We start from the raw sequence: 18,187 nt of genomic DNA, 5'->3' as shown, positions 1-18,187 counted from the left end.
AGGCAGGTCCCCACCTGGCGCGGTCGCGATCCGGCTGTGGCTCCTCCCGCAAGGCACAGCCAGGTCGTTGCGGATTCGCCGTGGTCTACCGCAAGACCGGACGGTTGGCGGACGTGTACTCGTCCGCGACGGTGAAAATGCTGGCACAGCCCGGGCACTCCGCTTTACCAAACAGGTAGGAAATTCCGTTGGCGAGCACCTCCTGCCCATCGCGGACAGTGATCTGATGCATCCACCGGCCGGTTCCGGTGAGTACCTCGGCCGCCACCGGCCGCAGGTCCCGTCGGATCTCCTCACCCCCGTCCCACACCTGCGAGTAGCACCCGAAATCGCCGATGACGATCGTCACCCCCACTCCACAGTGGGGACAGTCCACGTGATTGATGTCGTCCGTGAAGCCCTCCAGGGCGTTCGCCCAGTGATACTCCTCTTCGACCGCGAGTAGGGCGCGGAAGGGCACGAGGTAGTCAGCTGGCCGCGCCCGCAGGTGCCGGTCCAGCACCTCACGGAACTCCTTGATCGCATCAGCGCAGTCCGCCAGCCGATCATCGCAGCCGTGGTGCCCTGCCGCGCGCTCCAGGATCCTCCCGGCCAGGCCGCGCGCCTCCGCGCTGCGTTCCGCGAGGCGCACCAGACGCGGCAGGGCAGCGAAACTGGCCGGGGACACCAGGTCATGCTCAAGGACGAGCCGCCAACCCAGCTCCTTCCACGCTTCAGGGTCGTCTTGGAGCTCCACCCGCTCCAGGAGCTCAGGAACGCGATCGACGTCGAACCTGCAGTCGCGTATCTGTGCCCAGTTCACCACCTGGACATTGAACCCTCCCGAGGCGGCCAGGGGGCGACTCCGCGTTCCCAGCCCGACTGCAGCGACGCGACAGTTCGCGCGGTGACACCTGCGGCCACCGAGCCGGACAATTCATGGATTGTCGGATACCCCGCCCACCGTCCGGGCCGCGCCTGTGAAGGCTGCCTGTACCGGCACGCCACCGGGTCCGGACCGGCCGGGGACCGGTTGCGAGCGGTGCTCCGGTGTCACCGAGGGCTCGTCTCCGAGGGCCCGGTGGGCCACTGACCTCCCCAAAGGACTCGGGGAAAGAACCACCTGCCCTCCCTCCCCTCCCAACTCGTCACCCTCACGGGTGACTTGGTTGCATATGCAGGGCGGGGCCGGTTACGTTCGCCGCGACAACCTCACACATGAAGACGGCCCCCGGCCGGGACGGCAATCCCGATCGAGGGCCTGACCAACCAGGAAGTAGCGCTTCCCGATGGCTGATTCGCAGTCTAACGCGCGCCCGCGCGCCGAAGCCGGAGCTCCGACCTCCGGCGTGATTCATGTACGCACGCGCCTCACCGCCCACTTCACCGTGATCGCCAACGCCCTTGCGCAGCGCCCCGGAAGCGCGGTCACGGTCGGCGTCGCCGCATACATCCTCTCGTTGCCGGACGGCGCCCGCGTGAGCGTCGCCGCGCTGTGTGCGCATTTCACCGAGGGCGAGATCCTGATCTCGCGGGCACTCCGGGAGCTGGAGGACGCCGGTTATCTGGAGCGCCGCCGGGTGCGCGGGGCCAACGGCCTGATCCACACCCGGACGTACTTCCACGACGTGCCCGGCCAGGGAGACCGGCCCGAGCCGAGTCCATCGACACCATGCGCGCGGCACTGCGCAGCGCGAAGGACAGGCAGGCAGCCTGAACGGCCTCCGGTGGCCTACGGATCAGTTTCCCGCGGGCGCCACACGCCCGGTGAGCGCCGCGAGCGAGTTGCGTACGTGCGTCATGTGCGCCTGCACCTCGTCGCGGCCCTCCTCGTGCTCCCGCAGGATCCGCTCGGTCTCCCGGACCACCCGGTCCTCGCGCACCCTGGCCGCCGTGATCAGCTCGGCGGCCTGCGCCTCCGCGTCCTCCTGGCCGTGCCGCGCCGCCTCCTCGGCCTCCGCCAGGGCCCGGCGCGCCTCGGCCTGCAGGGCCTCCGCCCGGTCGATCAGCTCGTCGTGCCGCGCGGCCTGGGCTGCTTCGGCATCCGCCAGTTGACGTTCGGCGGTCTTCCAGCGCTCGGTGTGCTCGTGCTCCTGGCTGGCCAGCACGCTCGCGGTACGGCTGCGGGTCTCCGCCATCGCGGCCTCCGCCTGGTCGCGCTCCTCCTCGGCTTCCGTGCGGGCGGCGGCAAGCATGGAGTCGGCGCTCTGCTGCGCCGCGGCCACCGTCTCGTCGGCGTGCGACCCGGCTGCCGACCGGAGGGCGTCGGAGTCCGCGCGAGCATTGTCGCGGAGCATTCGGGCCGCCGCGTCCGCCGCGTCCCGCAGCGCCCGCCCCTCCTCCTGCGCAGTGCTGCGTACGGCCTGCGCCTCCTCGTAGGCGAGCGCCAGGATCTCCTGGGCCCGGTCGCCGAGCGAGGCGTACGTCTGCGGGGCGAGCGTGGCGACGACCTCGGTCAGCCGTGCCGACTCGGCCTCCAGCTCCTCCGCCAGCGCGGTCAGCCGGGACGCCTTCTCCCACGCCTCGTCCCGGTCCGCCGACAGATCGGCCACTCTCCCGTCCACCTGCTCCGGGCGGTAGCCACGTCCTCGCACCACGACGAAGCCGTGCGCGGACACCGGTGCAGCACTCATCCTTGAAGCCTCTCTCCGACTCTCCGACCACCAAGCAATGACGTCAAGGATGCGGCAATTGGCAGAGAAGTCCGAATCCATTCGGTGGTTTCCCGGGGGGAAGCGACAGGTGTCACATGCAACGAGGCGCCCGGATCCCCTGGCGGGGAGTCCGGGCGCCTCGTGCTCGGCGGGTCGGGTCGGATCAGGTCAGATCAGGCCGTCCCACATCTGCTCCAGCAGCACCGACCACCAGCTCTCCGGCGACGCGAGCGCCGCCGGGTCCAGTGCCACCAGCTGCGCCTGGAAGTCGACCGTCCAGCGGCCCGCCTGCTCCGGGTTGAGGCCGAAGCGGAGCCGCCACATCCGACCGAGGAGCGCCATCGAGCGTGTGAACTCCGGCAGGCCGGTGTTCACGAACTGCGGCGGCACCGGCTGCCCGCCGGGACCCGCCTCCACCGGCACGGCCACGATGTTCGCCGTGCCGTACTGGACACAGATCGCCCGCCCGAAGTCGGACCCCACGACGAGGTACGACCCCGCGTCGGTGGCCGGCTGCACCTGCCGCTGCGCAGCCAGCTCGGCCAGCGTCGGCACCACCGGCTGACCCGGCTGCGCCCAGAAGAACGGCCCGAAGTCGGCGGGCAGACCCGCCCACACCAGCGTCCGCGCCACGATCTCGGGCACGCCCTGGCGGGACACCGCGCGCTGGTCGAAACGGAGCACGCCCTGCGGCCCGAAGGCCTGCATCAGCTCCTCCGCGATGGCCTCCGGCGGGATCGGCATCGCAGGCGGCATCTGCGGCAGCGGGGCCCGCACCGGCGCCGGGCGCGCCGGCCCGTCCGCGACCTGGTGCAGCTCACCCTGATGGGTGAGCAGATGCTGCATGCCCTGCTGGCGGCTGGCGTGATCGGTCCCATACGGGGCGACGCTGGTGATCCGCACCTGCGGCCACGTCTCCCGGATCATCCGCGCACAGTAGCCACCCGGCAGCTCGCAGGACTCCAGCTCGGTGTGGAGCTCGATGACCTGCTGCGGTGGCACGTTCATGGCCCGTAGCTCGTGCAGCATCTGCCACTCGGGGTGCGGGGTGCCGGGCGCCGAGCGGCGGATCAGCTGCTGCTCGCTGCCGTCGGGCGCACGGAAGCGCAGCACGGCCTGGTAGCCGGGGCCGACGGTCGGCTGACCCGTCGGCGCCTGCGGATAGCCGTACGCCGGGGGCGGCGGGGTGTGCGGATTCGGCGGCACGGGACCGGGGGCGCCCCCCGGCGGCATGCCGGGGGCCCCGGGCGGGCCGGGCGGGCCGACCTGGGCAGGTCCCGCGAGCATCGTGGCGGCATGGTGCGCGCCACCACCGGGCGGGGGCGGAGTCGACCCGGGAGGTCCGGGCGGGGCGGGAGGCTGCGGGGCGCCGGGGGCGCCGGGCGGGCCAGGGGGCCTGGGCGCGCTCGGGCCACCCATGCCCGGGTCGGCGAACATCGTCGCTGCCTGATGCACTCCGCCACCGGGCGGGGCTGGGGTGGAGCCGGGAGATCCGGGCGGGCCAGGGGGCCTGGGCGCGCTCGGGCCACCCATGCCCGGGTCGGCGAGCATGGTCGCGGCGTGGTCGAAACCGCCACCGGGCGGCGGCGTCGCCCCAGGAGGTCCGGGAGGCGCGGGAGGTCCAGGAGGCGCGGGCTGTCCGGGAGGTCCGGGGGGCGCGGGCTGTCCGGGAAGCGCGGGAGGTCCAGGAGGCGCGGGAGGTCCGGGAGGTCCGGAAGGCGCGGGCTGTCCGGGAGGCCCGGGGGGCTGAGGTGCACCGGGCGGGCCGGCCTGCGAGACGAGCTGTGTCGGCAGATATCCGCCCGCCGGGGCGCCGGGCGCGCCCGGACCCGAGGGCGGCGGCACGGGCGCACCCGGCCTGGCGCCCGGCGTGCCGGGGGCGCCGGGCGGCGGCGGAGTGGCCGACCCGCCGGCGCGCGCACCGCGCGGCGGCATCGCGGCCTTGCTGGTGGTGGCGTCGGCGATGTCACCGCTGTCGGGAGCCCCGGGGGCACCCGGCACGGGGGCGCCGGGACCGGGCGCACCCGGGCCCTGTGGGTTCAGGCCGGGGACGATCGCCGTCCGGGGCAGCCGGCTGCCGCCCGACATCAGCGCGGTCGGCGCTTCCGCGGAGACCACCGGCGGCGGGGTGCCGTCGTCATCGGCGCCCGAGAGCGGCGGCGCGAACACGGTGGCCGGCAGCGCGACCGCCCCGTCGTCGGAGTCCGCGTTGGTGTCGGTCCCGGTCCACGGGGTGGCCCCGGTGGGCACGCTCGGCGACGAGGCCGGAACGCCGTCGGGGGCGGTGGGCTCGTGCTCGTCCTGCGCCTCGGCGCCCTGCCAGGGCGGCTCGCCGGACGGCGTCCCGGAAGGGGCCGCCTGCGCGGGAACAGAAGGAGCCGAAGGAGGAGAAGGCGCGGGAGAAGGGTTCCCGTCGCGCTCCGCCCGCCGGTCCGGTATCCCGAGCTTGTCCGCCGCTTCCTGAAGCCACTCCGGCGGGCTCAGCAGGAATGACGTCTGATTCAGGTCGACGCGCGCCGACGGCGCCGGGGCCGGGGCCGCGGCAACCGTGCCGTACTCCTCCTCGTACCGCCGGATGACCTCGCCCACCGGCAGTCCGGGCCAGAGCGTCGCCTCACCGCTGTCGCGGGCGATCACCAGCCGCTGCCGGCCGCCGTCCGAGACAGGGCCCTCCGCGCGGTCCTCGGCCCACACCACGAAGCCCAGCTCGAACTCGCGGACCCGCACCTCGCGGTGCTGGTACGCGGGCACGTCTGCGTTGACCCACTCTTCCGCGCGCTCCTGCGCCTGCGCAAAGGTCACCATTGCGCTCACCCCTCCACCGGGACGGCCCGCGCGAAGCCGCCGTCCACCATCAGGTTCGCCACGGTCTCCAGCTCCGGCGGGTTGCCCGCCAGCCGCTGCAGGAAGGCGTCGAAGTCGGCACCACAGGGCAGCAACAGGCGGTCCACGCGCACCTGCACGCTCCAGCCGTCCTGGTCCCGGGCATCGTCGTACGCGCAGAACCAGACCGAGCCGACGCCGTCGCCCCGGACCTTCACCGCAAGCAGGCCGCCCTGGACGAAGCCGACGCCCAGGTAGTCCTTGGTGAGGTGGTCACGCAGACACTTGTTGACGTACACCAGGTCGTTCACCGCGGCCTCGTCACGCACCGTGAAGAACGGCTGATCGACCAGGAGACCGAGCTCCGCGTCGAGCGCCGCACCGACCGGGGCCGAGCCGCCGGCCGCCTTCAGGAACGAGCGGTACGCGCCCGGCAGCCGGTAGCCGAGGTCCTCCTCGACGCCCTGGATCTGCTGCTCACTGACCGCGACCGCGCCCTTCGGGAGCCGGAAGTGCGCGGGCCGGGTCTCCTGCAGCGGACGCGTGCCCCGCTTGTTCTGGTCGACCGCGGTGGTCGCGAGACCACCGTGGTGCCGGAGCAGTGCCTTGACCTCGACCGGGACGAGCTCCATCCGCCGGCCGCCCGCCACGTGGTGCCAGGTCCAGCCGTGCGGGGTGGCGACCGCCGGAATCGTGTCCCACAGTTCGTGGCCGCTCGCGGCCAGCGCCGCGTTGGCCGAGACGTAGTCGGTGAGCCGCAGCTCATCGACGCCGAAACCCTGCGGAGGCTCGGCAATCTCGGCGGCGGCGCGCGCGTACGGCGCGAATACCGGGCAGCCGTTCTCGTCCACGCGCACACCTCTGGGGTGGCGGGACGCCCGGACCGGATCCGGGAAGTGCACGACCTGCCCGGCGTAGGCCGCGTTCGGTGGCGCGGCTTGCTGCCCGAGCCGACCTGTCGTCATGGCGGTTGCCCCCTGCTGCGTCTGTCTGGTGAGGACCGACCTGCCCATGGGGACGGTCCGGGCACAGCCTATGCGGTGGCGCAACAGGGGGTCTCGCCCCTCCGCTTCCCTTCCGCCATCCCCTCCCCCTCGGTCACGAACCGTCACAACTGGGTGACGGACGAGCGTCGGTCAGGCCACTGTCCGCGACACGCAGACACGTTTCACCGACCCAGCTTCCCCACCGACTGGCACATTTGGCAGGCTGTCACCGCAACTCGGGGGGATTGCACGGGAGGGACATTCGCACCATGCATACAGCACAGTCAGTCACATCCGGTGATCCGCGCCTCAACTGGAGCAGCACCAAAACGAGCAGCACACCTCGTCTCCACCAACGCCGCGACGGCATCCTGCCGGCCGTGGCCGCGGCGCTGTCCGTCCGCGGTGAGACGCTGACCTGCACGGCGGGCAAGGGTGACCAGCCGCCCGTACTGCACCCGTTGGTCCAGGACTTCCTCGACACGCTCACCAGCGGGCAGCGCGAACGCTTCACCGGCCGCTGCCCCGAGGCGATCCTGCTCTCGCGGCAGCTCACCGCCGCGGAGACCAGCCGGTCCAAGCGGGCCCAGCGCAAGCCGCTGACCAGCGGGGAGGCGCGGCGCGCGCTGAAGCACTCGCGGCTGACCGCGCGTCGGATCCGCGAGGACGGCGACCCGCTGCACGGCAGTTACGCGCCACCGTGCCGCTCCTGCACGGCGATGCTCGCCCATTTCGGCGTCCGTCCCGTCGACCTCACCACCACCAGCGCGGTGACCACCGCCGAGAAGGGCTGATCGCGCGCCGATGCACGACCGAACCGACCTTCCCCAGCAGAGCGACCGCGCGACCCGTGCGGACCGCGCCTCCGCCACCCGCTTTCCCATCGCTGTCGACGCCGCCCTACGGACCGCGGGCTGGCAGCCGGGACGCTGGGACATCCGGCAGGCGGAGGAGTGGGCGGACGCGCTGTGCGCCCACACATCGCCGGCCGGACACCAGCACGCAGTGTTCCCGGCGGCGGTGGAGGCGTGGGCGGAGTTCGGCGGCCTGCACATCACGGCGCCCGCGCCGGGCCGGCAGATCGCACCGGCGTCGGTGCGGATCGACCCGATGAGCGGACTGCACCTGGCCCGCACCCTCGGTGACCTCGGGCGGGCGCTGCAGACCGAGGTCAGCCCGCTGGGCGAGGAGGGGGACGGGCAGGCGGTCCTCGCGATCGACGCCGAGGGGCGGGTGTACAGCATCGACCACACCGGGGACTGGTTCCTGGGCGCGGACATCGACGAGGCCCTGGCGATGCTGGTCGGCGGGTTCCAGCCGGAGCGTCTGACGCCGGGCTGAGCGGGCTCCGGGGCGGGGGCGGTAACGGCCTCCCGCGCGGGGTGAGCGCCGCGTCCTCATCGCCGGACGGGGCGGGACCGCAGGCGGATTACGCGGCCCCGCGGGCCGGAAGTACCGCCGACACCCGGAAGCCCCCCGCGTCCGTCGGCCCCGAGACGAATACGCCGCCCAGGCCCAGCACCCGCTCCCGCATCCCCACCAGGCCGTTGCCGCCGCTCGGCAGCCCCGCGTCCGTCGCGGCGCCGTCCGACGGGCCGTTCTCCACCTGCATCGCGACTTCCGAGCCCCGGTGCGCCAGCCGTACCCACGTCTTCGCGCCCGCCGCGTGCTTGTGGACGTTCGTCAGGGCCTCCTGCACCACCCGGTACGCCGTCTGTTCCACCTCGGGGGCGTACGTGCACGCCTCGCCGTCCACCGACAGCTCCACCGTCATCCCGGCCGCCCGTGACTGCCCGACCAGCGTCTCCACCTCGTGCAGCCGCGGCCCGTCCTCGGTGGCGGCGGCGGCCGCAGCGGCTGCCGCCTCGCCCACCGCGGCCAGCGGAACCTTCGCGCCCCGGCTCACCGCCGGATCCCCCGTCCGCAGCACGCCGAGCATCTCCCGCAGTTCGGTCAGGGCCTGCCGGCCCATGTCGCCGACCAGCGCCGCGTTCCGTACCGCCTTCGCCGGGTCCTTCGGAGCGACGGCCTGCAGGGCGGCCGCATGCACCACCATCAGACTGACCCGGTGCGCGACCACGTCGTGCATCTCGCGCGCGATCCGGGTCCGTTCCTCCGTGCGCGCCCACTCCGCCCGTTCCTCGGCCCGGTCGGCGAGCAGCGACAGTTCCCGTTCCAGTGAGTCCGCCCGCTCCCGCAGGCTCTCCATCAGCCGGCGCCGCGCCCCTATGTAGAGGCCGAACAGCACGGGCGGAGCCGTGAGGCCCAGCGACATGAAGAGGGACGTCAGCGGTACGTACCAGTCGCCCGGCCCGAAGTCCCCGGACTGCACGGAGACGCTCTGCCGCAGCCCTACGTACGTGACGATGAACGTCCCGGCCAGCGACATTCCCATCAGCACCACGGTGATCCGGCGCGGTACGTCGGACGCGGCCAGCGTGTAGAGGCCGACCAGGCCCATCAGGAAGCCCATCTCGGCGGGCGTCGTCGCGATCGCGACCAGCACCACGGCAATCGGCCAGCGCCGCCGCACCACCAGAACGGCCCCGGCGAGCAGGCCGAACACCACCCCGACGGGCACCGGCAGCCCGGTGTCCCCCGCGAACGCCACACCTTCCAGCGCGCACTCCAGCGCCGACAGGAGCGCCAGCCCCACATCCAGGGCGACACTGCGCCGCCGTTCCCACCACCCATAGCCGCGAGTAGTTGTTCCTGCGCCTTCCCGGTATGCCCCCGTTACGGTCATGGCACCCAGCCTACGGGCGGGCGCACCTCATTTTCGGACTACGCGGACACAGCGCGCCTCGCCGGGCACACTGAACCGTCGCGTCGAAGGCCGGTGGTACGGCATAGTGTTGTCTGCCCGGTCGACGACCTGACGGTCTGTCCAGTCGATCGGCTTCGCTGTCCCCTGTGGTGTAACGGCAGCACAGTGGCTTTTGGTGCCATTTGTCCGGGTTCGAATCCTGGCAGGGGAGCATGCACGCGCGGGCCCCGACCATGACGGTCGGGGCCCGCGCCCGTTTCTGCCCGTAGCTCCCCCGGTATCCTGCGGATGTCCACCATCCGAAGCCGAAGGGCACATCCGTGTGCGCCGGACCTCCTCAGGCCCCCGGCGCCGCTCGATCAGGGGAGGCCCCCATGGCAACCGTCATCGTCCTCGCAGCGGGTGAGGGCACCCGCATGAAGTCGAAGACCCCGAAGGTTCTGCACGAGATCTCCGGGCGCTCACTCGTCGGGCATGTCGTCACCGCCGCACGCGAGCTGAACCCCGAGCACCTCGTCGTGGTCGTCGGCCATGCGAGCGAGCAGGTCACCGCACACCTCGCCACCGTCGACAACCAGGTGCGGACCGCCTACCAGGCCGTCCAGGGCGGGACCGGCCACGCCGTGCGCACCGCGCTCGAAGAACTCGGCGGCACCGTCGAGGGCACCGTGATCGTCGTCTGCGGCGACACCCCGCTGCTCTCCGGCGCGACACTCACCGCGCTCGCCGCCGTCCATACCGCCGATGCGAACGCCGTCACCGTGCTGACCGCCGAGGTCCCGGACGCCACCGGCTACGGCAGGATCGTCCGCGACGCCGCAAGCGGCGCGGTCACCGAGATCGTCGAGCACAAGGACGCCACCGACGCGCAGCGCGCCATCCGCGAGATCAATTCCGGGGTCTTCGCGTTCGACGGACGGCTGCTCACGGACGCCCTCGACAAGGTCCGCGCCGACAACAGCCAGGGCGAGGAGTACCTCACCGACGTGCTGTCCATCCTGCGTGAGGCCGGGCACCGCGTCGGCGCCTCCGTCGCTGCCGACCACCGCGAGATCCTCGGGATCAACAACCGCGTCCAGCTCGCCCAGGCCCGCACCCTGCTCAACGAGCGGCTGCTGGAGCGGGCGATGCTCGCCGGCGTGACCGTCGTGGACCCGGCGACGACGCTGATCGACGCCACGGTGACGTACGAGCAGGACGCGATCGTGCACCCCGGCACCCAGTTGCTCGGCACCACGCACCTCGCCGAGGACACCGAGGTCGGCCCGAACAGCCGGCTGACGGACACCACCGTCCACGCGGGCGCCCGCGTGGACAACACGGTCGCGGTCGGGGCGGAGATCGGCCCGGGCGCGACGGTCGGCCCGTACGCGTATCTGCGCCCCGGCACCACGCTCGGCCCGAAGGCCAAGGCGGGTACGTACGTGGAGATGAAGAACGCCACGATCGGCGAGGGCACGAAGGTGCCGCACCTGAGCTATGTCGGCGACGCGACCATCGGCGACCACACCAACATCGGTGCCGCCAGCGTCTTCGTGAACTACGACGGGGTGTCGAAGCACCACACGACGATCGGGTCACACTGCCGCACCGGGTCGGACAATATGTTTGTGGCTCCTGTCACGGTCGGGGACGGCGTCTACACTGCCGCCGGCTCGGTCATCACCAAGGACGTACCGCCCGGCTCACTGGCCGTCGCCCGCGGCCAGCAAAGGAATATCGACGGTTGGGTGGCCCGTAAGCGTCCGGGCAGCGCCGCCGCGCAGGCGGCTCAGGCCGCCGCGGAGGAGACCGACAGCGAAAGCTGACCGGAAACGGGTACGCCGCGCACGGCGTACCGTGATAGATGCTCACCCCATTTCGGCTGGCTCGTTGCACATCGGGACACATGCGTGCAGCGCCAGGAACACGTCTGAGGAGACTGTGCTGTGACCGGGATCAAGACGACCGGCGAGAAGAAACTGATGCTCTTCTCCGGCCGCGCCCACCCCGAGCTGGCCGAGGAGGTCGCGCACCAACTGGGTGTCGGCCTCGTGCCGACGAAGGCCTTCGATTTCGCCAACGGTGAGATCTACGTCCGCTTCCAGGAGTCCGCACGCGGCGCCGACTGCTTCCTGATCCAGAGCCACACGGCTCCGATCAACAAGTGGATCATGGAGCAGCTGATCATGCTGGACGCGCTGAAGCGCGCGTCGGCCCGCTCCATCACGGTGATCGTGCCGTTCTACGGCTACGCCCGCCAGGACAAGAAGCACCGTGGCCGCGAGCCGATCTCGGCCCGCCTGGTCGCCGACCTGATGAAGACCGCGGGTGCCGACCGCATCCTCACGATCGACCTGCACACCGACCAGATCCAGGGCTTCTTCGACGGCCCGGTCGACCACCTCTTCGCGCTGCCGATCCTCGCCGACTACGTCGGCGCCAAGGTCGACCGCTCGAAGCTGACGATCGTCTCCCCGGACGCCGGCCGCGTGCGCGTCGCCGACCGCTGGTGCGACCGCCTGGACGCCCCGCTGGCGATCGTCCACAAGCGCCGCGACAAGGACGTCGCCAACCAGGTGACCGTCCACGAGGTCGTCGGCAACGTCAAGGGCCGGGTCTGCGTCCTGGTCGACGACATGATCGACACCGGTGGCACCATCTGCGCCGCCGCCGACGCCCTGTTCGCGCACGGCGCCGAGGACGTCATAGTGACGGCGACGCACGGTGTGCTCTCCGGCCCGGCCGCGGACCGGCTGAAGAACTCCAAGGTCAGCGAGTTCGTCTTCACGGACACCCTGCCGACCCCGGGTGAGCTGGAGCTCGACAAGATCACGGTGCTCTCGATCGCGCCGACGATCGCGCGCGCGGTGCGCGAGGTCTTCGAGGACGGCTCGGTCACGAGCCTCTTCGAGGAGCAGTAGAAACACCTGACCCAGAAGATCCACTTTGGGTGCGGCCTCCCCGCCGGGTAGACTCAGCGAGTTGCTCGGCGAGGGAGGCCGTACTCATGGGTACGGTGGTCCGTTATCGACGCGCTCTTCGTAGCAGGCCTGTCGTGGGCCGGGTGACCATCCAGTTTTCGTCACCCCACGAGGAGTGCAGTCATGGCCGAGATCAAGCTCGCCGCCCAGCCCCGTACCGAGTTCGGCAAGGGCGCCGCCCGCCGCGCCCGTCGTGACAACCAGGTCCCCGCGGTCGTCTACGGCCACGGTGCCGAGCCGGTCCACGTCACCCTCCCGGCCCACGAGCTGCTCCTTGCGCTCCGCACCGCCAACGTCCTGATCGGCCTCGAGCTCGACGGCAAGGACACGCTGGTCATCCCGAAGGCCGTGCAGCGCAACCCGCTCAAGGGCGACATCGAGCACGTCGACCTGCTGACCGTCAAGCGCGGCGAGAAGGTCAACGTCGAGGTCGCCGTGCACGTCGAGGGCGAGCTGGCCCCGGGCGGCAACCTCCTCGAGTACGTGCAGAGCACCCTGCTCGTCGAGGCCGAGGCCACCCACATCCCCGAGTCCGTCACGGTCTCCATCGCGGGCCTCGACGCCGGTGACTCCATCGTCGCCAAGGACATCCCGCTGCCCGCCGGCTCCGTGCTGGCCGGCGACGAGGACGCCGTCGTGCTGCAGGTCGTCACCGCGCAGGCCGAGGAGCCGACCGCCGAGGCCGAGGCCGAGGGCGCCGAGGCCTGAGCCTCGTTCTCCCCGCTTCACCTGCTTCACTGACGGGGCGGCGGTTCCTTCCCCAGGGACCCGCCGCCCCGTCCGCCTGTATCCGGGCCATCCGGAACCATCCGTACGCGAAGGAGACCGAGCGCAGATGTCCGACGCCACCGACCCCTGGCTCATCGTGGGCCTCGGCAACCCCGGCCCCGAGCACGCGGCACAGCGGCACAACGTCGGCTTCATGGTCGCCGACCTCCTCGCCGAGCGGATCGGCGGGAAGTTCAAGCGGGCCCAGAAGGCGCAGGCGCAGGTCGTCGAGGGCCGCATGGGCCCGCCCGGACCGGCCAACCGCCGCGTGATCCTGGCCAAGCCGATGTCGTACATGAACCTCTCCGGCGGCCCCGTCACCGCGCTCCGCGACTTCTACAAGGTGCCGACCGATCACATCGTGGCGATCCACGACGAGCTGGACATCGACTACGGGACGCTCCGGCTGAAGCTGGGCGGCGGCGACAACGGGCACAACGGGCTCAAGTCGATGACCAAGTCAATGGGGTCCGACTACCACCGGATCCGGTTCGGGATCGGCCGCCCGCCGGGCCGGATGCAGGTCGCCGACTTCGTCCTGAAGGACTTCTCGTCCACCGAGCGCAAGGAGCTCGGCTATTTCGTGGACCGGGCGGCGGACTCGGTGGAGTGCCTGCTCGCAGAGGGTCTTGAGCGCGCACAGAGCGCGTACAACTCATGAGATAGCAGGGCGATCCCGGACCATTTCCGACCAGGGCCGGACGGGAAGTTGACCGACAGCGTTCGTCTGCCCAAGGATCGCTCCCCATGAAGCGGAGCACCTCCCACCGCGCACTGTTCTACGGCCGCAGCGCCGCCCTGGGCTGCGTCGTCCTGCTGTTGCTCGTCGCGGGCGTCCTGTCGTCCTGGTCCTCGGCGCAGCACATCGTCCTCGCCAAGGGCCGTGAGCACGGCACGATGAACGTCACCGGCTGCGGCGCCGACGTCTGCACGGGACCGTTCGCCCCCGCCGAGCACGCCACCGCGCGCTCGCGTGTGACGATCGAGCGGTCCGTCGCTGTGCAGAAGGGCGGCAGGTTCCCGGTCGTCGTGAAGCCCGGCACCGACGAGGCCGTACGCACCGGGGTGCCGGGCTTCCTGCACTCCTGGGTGCCGCTCGGCGGCGCACTGCTGCTCGCCGCCCTGATCATCGGCGGCGGCCTGCGGCTCACCCGGACCGCGTGGGGAACCGGGATCGCGGGCGCGGCCCTGCTGGTGGCGACGTTCGTCGCCCTCTGAGCCTCGCTCTGAGCGGCTCCCGGACCGCGCGCTCCGAGCCCTTCCCCCGGGACGCCCCGAGGCGTGGACTCCCGTACCGGAACCGGATGTCGCCCGATCGTTATCCGGAACCATTGAGGCAGAGCGCTACACAAGGGACGGATGTGAACACATCAACCTTGACGGGCGGAAGCAACCACAAGAGGCTTGACCGACCCCACCCCCCCACGGCATCCCTCATCTCCTACGTTGGACTGCCCATGCGCATATTCATTCCCGCCGGCGCTCTGGTCACCGCGGTGACCGCCTCGCTGCTGCTGGCACCTTCCGCCCTCGCGACGCCCAAGGGCGACAACGGCACGGTGAAGATCCACGACGCCAAGACCGGCGAGGAGCTTCGCAGGAACGAGCCGAAGGTCTGCTCCTTCTACCTCGACGCCTTCGGCTTCGACGCCGCCCAGAAGGTCCAGTGGCACATCGAGGCCTGGGCCAACAATGACCTGGACAAGGGCGAAACGGTCAAGACGGGCGCCTTCGCGCTCGATGGTTCCGGCCACGGCCGTACCTCCGACATGACCCTGCCCAACGGCCAGTACAAGCTGTTCTGGAACTTCGAGGGCGAGAACGGCAAGGCCAAGCACAAGGTCTTCAAGACCGACTGCGAGCCGGGCAAGCCCGGCGAAGAACCCACCAAGCCCGGCGAAGAACCCACGAAGCCCGGCGAAGAGCCCACCAAGCCCGGCGAGGAACCGACCAAGCCCGGCGAAGAGCCCACGAAGCCCGGCGAGGAGCCCTCGGCCACGCCGTCCACCAGTCCGTCCGCTCCCGGCGGCGAGCAGCCGTCCGGCGCCCCGTCCCCCTCGGAAAGCACCCCGGCCGGTGCCCCGGCCACCCAGGGCGGCGCGTCCGGCAACCTCGCCGAGACCGGAAGCAGTGCCCCGGTCGGCACGATGGCGGCGGTCGCCGCGGTGCTCGCCGCGGCCGGCGGCTTCCTGGTGATGCGTCGCCGCAAGGCCCAGCAGCACTGACGTCCGCGCAGCACAGTGCCCCCACCGGAAACGTCCGGTGGGGGCACTGTCGTACTGCGGGTGAGAGGGTCAGCCGGTGTTGCGCAGACCCGCGGCGACCCCGTTCACCGTGAGCAGCAGCGCCCGGGCGAGCAGCGGGTCGGCTTCCTCGCCGCGCTCGGCGGCACGGCGCTGGCGGGCCAGCAGCGAGACCTGGAGGTACGAGATCGGGTCCAGGTAGGCGTCCCGGATGGCGAACGTCTGCTGGAGCACGGGGCTGGTGCCGAGCAGCTCGGTCCCACCGGTGACCTTCAGGACTTCCTCCACCGTGAGCGCATGCTCGGCCTCGATGTCGGCGAAGACGTGCTTCAGCTCGTCGGGGACGAGCGTGTCGACATAGTGGCGGGCGATCCGCAGGTCGGTCTTGGCGAGCGTCATCTCCACGTTCGAGATGAAGTTCCGGAAGAAGTGCCAGTGCTCGTGCATCTCGTCCAGAACGCTGTCCAGGCCGGCCTCGCGCAGCGCCTTGAGCCCCGAGCCGACGCCGTACCAGCCCGGCACGATCTGCCGCGACTGGGTCCAGCCGAAGACCCACGGGATGGCCCGCAGGCCGTCGAGACCGGCGCCGGAATCCGGGCGCCGCGACGGGCGGGAACCCAGGTGCAGCTCGGCGAGCTGGTCGACCGGGGTGGACGCGAAGAAGTACGCCGGCAGGTCCGGGTCCTCGACCAGCTTGCGGTAGGCATCGTGCGCGGCGTCGGAGACGGTGTCCATCGCCGCGTCCCAGCGGGCCAGGGCCTCGTCGGACTGGCGGGGCGCGGTGTGCAGCGCGGAGGCCTGGAGGGTGGCCGCGACGGTCAGCTCCAGGTTCTCCCGGGCGAGCGCCGGGATGAGGTACTTGTCGGAGATGACCTCGCCCTGCTCGGTCACCTTGATCTCGCCCTCCAGCGTGCCCCACGGCTGCGCGAGGATCGCGTCGTGCGAAGGGCCGCCACCACGGCCGACGGTGCCGCCGCGGCCGTGGAAGAGCCGCAGCCGAACGCCGTAGCGGTGTGCGACGTCACGCAGCCGGCGCTGCGCCCGGTGGATCTCCCACTGCGAGGTGGTGATGCCGCCGAACTTGGAGGAGTCGGAGTACCCGAGCATGACCTCCTGGACGTCGCCACGGAGCGAGACGAGCCGCCGGTACGAGGGGTCGGCGAGCATCTCGTCGAGGATCACATCGGCGGCGCGCAGCTCGTCGGTGGTCTCCAGGAGCGGAACGATGCCGATCTTGGCCCAGCCGCTGTGCAGATCGATCAGACCGGCCTCGCGGGCGAGGACGGCGGCGGCGAAGACGTCGTCGGCGCCCTGGCACATCGAGATGATGTACGACTCGATGACCTCGGGGCCGAACCGCTCGAACGCCTCCTTGACGGTGAGGAAGACACCGAGGGTCTTCGCGCCCGCGGCGTCCAGCGGGGCCGGGGTCGGGGCGAGCGGGCGGCGCGAGCGGAGCTCCTTGGCGAGCAGCTTCTGCCGGTAGTCGCGCGGCATGTCGGCGTACCGCCAGGACTCCTCGCCGAGCCGGTCGAAGAGCTGGCCGAGGGCGTGGTGGTGGGCGTCCGCGTGCTCACGTACGTCCATGGTGGCGAGCTGCAGACCGAACGCGGAGAGCGTGCGGATCGTGCGGTTCATCCGGCCGTCGGCGAAGAGACCGCCGCGGTGCTCGCGCAGCGAGGTCTGGATGAGCACCAGGTCCTCGATGAGCTCGGCGGTGCCGAGGTAGTCGCAGCCGGGTCGGTGCGGGGTGCCCTTGGCCAGCCGCTCGCGGGTGTTGAGGAGCTTCTGCCGGATGCAGGTGGCCTTGAGGCGGTACGGCTCCTCGGAGTTCAGTCGCTTGTAGCGCGGGCTGATCTCGGGGAGCCGCTCCAGGTCGGCCTGGAGGGAGGTGAGCAGCTCGTCGGTGGCGCCCGTGTAGCGGATGGAGTTGGAGAGCAGTCCGCGCAGATTGTCGATGAGCTCCAGCGCGTCGGTGATGCCGTGCTCGTGCTGCAGGATCAGCACGTCCCAGGTGACGGCGGGCGTCACGTTGGGGTTGCCGTCGCGGTCGCCGCCGATCCAGGTGCCGAAGGTCAGCGGGCGGGTGCCCGCGGGCAGTTCGACGCCGACCCGCTCCAGCTCGGCGGCGAGGTCCTCGAGTACGTCCCCGACGGCGTCGGCGTGCAGCTCGTCGAGGTAGTAGATGGCGTTACGGGCCTCGTCGGCCGGTTCCGGGCGGACGACGCGCAGCTCGTCGGTCTGCCAGATGAGGTCGATGTTCTCGGCGAGCCGCAGGTCGTGGCGGCGCCGGTCGGCCTCGATGACGGGGGTCTCCAGCAGCTCGGCGATGCGGCGGAGCTTGTTCAGCACGGAGCGCCGCGCGGCCTCGGTCGGGTGCGCGGTGAAGACGGGCCGTACGTTGAGGTTCTTGACGGTCGCGCGCAGGTGCTCGGGGTCCGCGTCCTTCAGCCGGTCGGCGGTACGGGCCAGCAGACCGCCCTCGGCGGCGCGCCGGTCGCGCATCTCGTGGGCGCGGTGGACCTGCTCGGTGACGTTGGCGAGGTGGAAGTAGGTGGAGAAGGCGCGCACCAGCTGCGCGGCGGTCTCCAGGTCCGTGTCGCCGAGGAGTTCGGCGGCTGCCTCACCGTCGGTACGGGTCAGGGCGCGGACACGCTCGACGAGGTCGAGGAGTTCCTGGCTCTCCTGACGTACGAGGGTCTCGCCCAGCAGATCGCCGAGGCGTCGGATGTCGGCGCGCAGCTCCGGGCTGGCGGCGGGGGTCTGGTCGGCACTGCTCACTGTGTGCGGCTCCTTGCAGTGATTGAGGAGGTGCGTCGCGAAGCGTCTCCCCACAAGGGGGTCCGGGGACCGCGGGCACAGCGGTGCTGTCGCCGCCCCGGGAAAGCAGAGTGCGGACCGCGCTGTCCGACGCTTCCAGGATAGGTGCCGTGCCGCCGGCGCTGCCCGCAGCCCTCGTCGGCGCGGTGGAGCGGTGGCTCCGTCGGCTCAGCTCTCGTGCTGC

General features: G+C 71.5%; 14 protein-coding genes, 1 tRNA gene and 1 pseudogene. 10 read left to right on the top strand and 6 right to left on the bottom strand.

Annotated elements, in window-relative coordinates; all coding sequences use genetic code 11:
- Nucleotides 1–85 precede the first annotated feature (85 nt).
- Nucleotides 86–805, bottom strand: coding sequence for a hypothetical protein (locus tag ACIBB8_RS17660; protein WP_398953008.1), 720 nt, complete (start codon nt 803–805; stop codon nt 86–88).
- Nucleotides 806–1,268: 463 nt separating this feature from the next.
- On the opposite strand from ACIBB8_RS17660, the pseudogene ACIBB8_RS17655 reads away from it, so the two are divergent.
- Nucleotides 1,269–1,703, top strand: a pseudogene (locus ACIBB8_RS17655) (hypothetical protein); the annotation flags it as partial.
- Nucleotides 1,704–1,718: 15 nt separating this feature from the next.
- Here ACIBB8_RS17655 and ACIBB8_RS17650 read toward each other — a convergent pair.
- The 3 genes from ACIBB8_RS17650 to ACIBB8_RS17640 all read right to left on the bottom strand — a co-directional run bounded on the left by ACIBB8_RS17650 (nt 1,719) and on the right by ACIBB8_RS17640 (nt 6,421).
- Nucleotides 1,719–2,612, bottom strand: a complete 894-nt coding sequence (locus tag ACIBB8_RS17650) for a cellulose-binding protein (RefSeq protein ID WP_398953007.1) — start codon at nt 2,610–2,612, stop codon at nt 1,719–1,721.
- A gap of 189 nt (nt 2,613–2,801) precedes the next feature.
- A complete protein-coding gene (locus ACIBB8_RS17645; RefSeq protein WP_398953005.1) occupies nt 2,802–5,438 on the bottom strand; it encodes an SUKH-4 family immunity protein in 2,637 nt (878 codons plus the stop codon).
- A 5-nt stretch (nt 5,439–5,443) separates the two neighbouring features.
- Nucleotides 5,444–6,421, bottom strand: a complete 978-nt coding sequence (locus ACIBB8_RS17640; RefSeq protein WP_398953003.1) for an SMI1/KNR4 family protein — start codon at nt 6,419–6,421, stop codon at nt 5,444–5,446.
- 290 nt (nt 6,422–6,711) lie between these two features.
- Between ACIBB8_RS17640 and ACIBB8_RS17635 the strand changes: the two genes are divergently transcribed.
- Together ACIBB8_RS17635 and ACIBB8_RS17630 are read left to right on the top strand one after the other, a co-directional pair.
- Nucleotides 6,712–7,236 (top strand): YwqJ-related putative deaminase, encoded by a 525-nt coding sequence (locus ACIBB8_RS17635; protein WP_398953001.1) that lies wholly within the window; start codon nt 6,712–6,714, stop codon nt 7,234–7,236.
- Between the two features lie 10 nt (nt 7,237–7,246).
- Nucleotides 7,247–7,783 (top strand): SUKH-3 domain-containing protein, encoded by a 537-nt coding sequence (locus tag ACIBB8_RS17630; protein ID WP_398952999.1) that lies wholly within the window; start codon nt 7,247–7,249, stop codon nt 7,781–7,783.
- 88 nt (nt 7,784–7,871) lie between these two features.
- On the opposite strand, the gene ACIBB8_RS17625 is transcribed toward ACIBB8_RS17630, so the two are convergent.
- Nucleotides 7,872–9,188: a sensor histidine kinase gene (locus tag ACIBB8_RS17625; RefSeq protein WP_398952997.1), complete on the bottom strand. Its 1,317-nt coding sequence runs from the start codon at nt 9,186–9,188 to the stop codon at nt 7,872–7,874.
- 161 nt (nt 9,189–9,349) lie between these two features.
- Between ACIBB8_RS17625 and ACIBB8_RS17620 the strand changes: the two genes are divergently transcribed.
- From ACIBB8_RS17620 to ACIBB8_RS17590, 7 genes are all read left to right on the top strand, one after another.
- Nucleotides 9,350–9,420 (top strand) — tRNA-Gln (locus tag ACIBB8_RS17620).
- Between the two features lie 163 nt (nt 9,421–9,583).
- Complete coding sequence (glmU, locus tag ACIBB8_RS17615; protein ID WP_398952995.1) at nt 9,584–11,017, top strand: bifunctional UDP-N-acetylglucosamine diphosphorylase/glucosamine-1-phosphate N-acetyltransferase GlmU; 1,434 nt, start codon at nt 9,584–9,586, stop codon at nt 11,015–11,017.
- A gap of 120 nt (nt 11,018–11,137) precedes the next feature.
- Nucleotides 11,138–12,112, top strand: coding sequence for a ribose-phosphate diphosphokinase (locus ACIBB8_RS17610; protein WP_366135762.1), 975 nt, complete (start codon nt 11,138–11,140; stop codon nt 12,110–12,112).
- Nucleotides 12,113–12,295: 183 nt separating this feature from the next.
- Nucleotides 12,296–12,880 (top strand): 50S ribosomal protein L25/general stress protein Ctc, encoded by a 585-nt coding sequence (locus ACIBB8_RS17605; RefSeq protein ID WP_398952993.1) that lies wholly within the window; start codon nt 12,296–12,298, stop codon nt 12,878–12,880.
- A 127-nt stretch (nt 12,881–13,007) separates the two neighbouring features.
- Entirely contained in the window at nt 13,008–13,601 is a 594-nt protein-coding gene (pth, locus tag ACIBB8_RS17600; protein ID WP_398952992.1) for an aminoacyl-tRNA hydrolase, read from the top strand.
- Nucleotides 13,602–13,687: 86 nt separating this feature from the next.
- A complete protein-coding gene (locus ACIBB8_RS17595; RefSeq protein WP_398952990.1) occupies nt 13,688–14,158 on the top strand; it encodes a hypothetical protein in 471 nt (156 codons plus the stop codon).
- Between the two features lie 239 nt (nt 14,159–14,397).
- A complete protein-coding gene (locus ACIBB8_RS17590; RefSeq protein ID WP_398952988.1) occupies nt 14,398–15,165 on the top strand; it encodes an LPXTG cell wall anchor domain-containing protein in 768 nt (255 codons plus the stop codon).
- Nucleotides 15,166–15,234: 69 nt separating this feature from the next.
- Here ACIBB8_RS17590 and ppc read toward each other — a convergent pair whose 3' ends face one another.
- The gene (ppc, locus tag ACIBB8_RS17585; RefSeq protein WP_398952986.1) at nt 15,235–17,964 is read right to left on the bottom strand and encodes a phosphoenolpyruvate carboxylase; all 2,730 of its coding nucleotides are present in this window, start codon (nt 17,962–17,964) and stop codon (nt 15,235–15,237) included.
- Nucleotides 17,965–18,187: the final 223 nt, after the last annotated feature.

It is taken from the genome of Streptomyces sp. NPDC051286 (genome assembly GCF_044455345.1).
Lineage (GTDB): Bacteria > Actinomycetota > Actinomycetes > Streptomycetales > Streptomycetaceae > Streptomyces.
The sequence above is the reverse complement of the archived record's forward strand: the minus strand, read 5'-3'. Positions and strand labels throughout refer to the sequence as shown.

What these genes read in the sequence shown, in the direction of transcription:
- ACIBB8_RS17650 (WP_398953007.1), bottom strand. Translation starts at nt 2,612, where the DNA reads ATGAGTGCTGCACCGGTGTCCGCGCACGGCTTCGTCGTGGTGCGAGGA.
- ACIBB8_RS17645 (WP_398953005.1), bottom strand. Translation starts at nt 5,438, where the DNA reads ATGGTGACCTTTGCGCAGGCGCAGGAGCGCGCGGAAGAGTGGGTCAAC.
- ACIBB8_RS17640 (WP_398953003.1), bottom strand. Translation starts at nt 6,421, where the DNA reads ATGACGACAGGTCGGCTCGGGCAGCAAGCCGCGCCACCGAACGCGGCC.
- ACIBB8_RS17635 (WP_398953001.1), top strand. Translation starts at nt 6,712, where the DNA reads ATGCATACAGCACAGTCAGTCACATCCGGTGATCCGCGCCTCAACTGG.
- ACIBB8_RS17630 (WP_398952999.1), top strand. Translation starts at nt 7,247, where the DNA reads ATGCACGACCGAACCGACCTTCCCCAGCAGAGCGACCGCGCGACCCGT.
- ACIBB8_RS17625 (WP_398952997.1), bottom strand. Translation starts at nt 9,188, where the DNA reads ATGACCGTAACGGGGGCATACCGGGAAGGCGCAGGAACAACTACTCGC.
- glmU (WP_398952995.1), top strand. Translation starts at nt 9,584, where the DNA reads ATGGCAACCGTCATCGTCCTCGCAGCGGGTGAGGGCACCCGCATGAAG.
- ACIBB8_RS17605 (WP_398952993.1), top strand. Translation starts at nt 12,296, where the DNA reads ATGGCCGAGATCAAGCTCGCCGCCCAGCCCCGTACCGAGTTCGGCAAG.
- pth (WP_398952992.1), top strand. Translation starts at nt 13,008, where the DNA reads ATGTCCGACGCCACCGACCCCTGGCTCATCGTGGGCCTCGGCAACCCC.
- ACIBB8_RS17595 (WP_398952990.1), top strand. Translation starts at nt 13,688, where the DNA reads ATGAAGCGGAGCACCTCCCACCGCGCACTGTTCTACGGCCGCAGCGCC.
- ACIBB8_RS17590 (WP_398952988.1), top strand. Translation starts at nt 14,398, where the DNA reads ATGCGCATATTCATTCCCGCCGGCGCTCTGGTCACCGCGGTGACCGCC.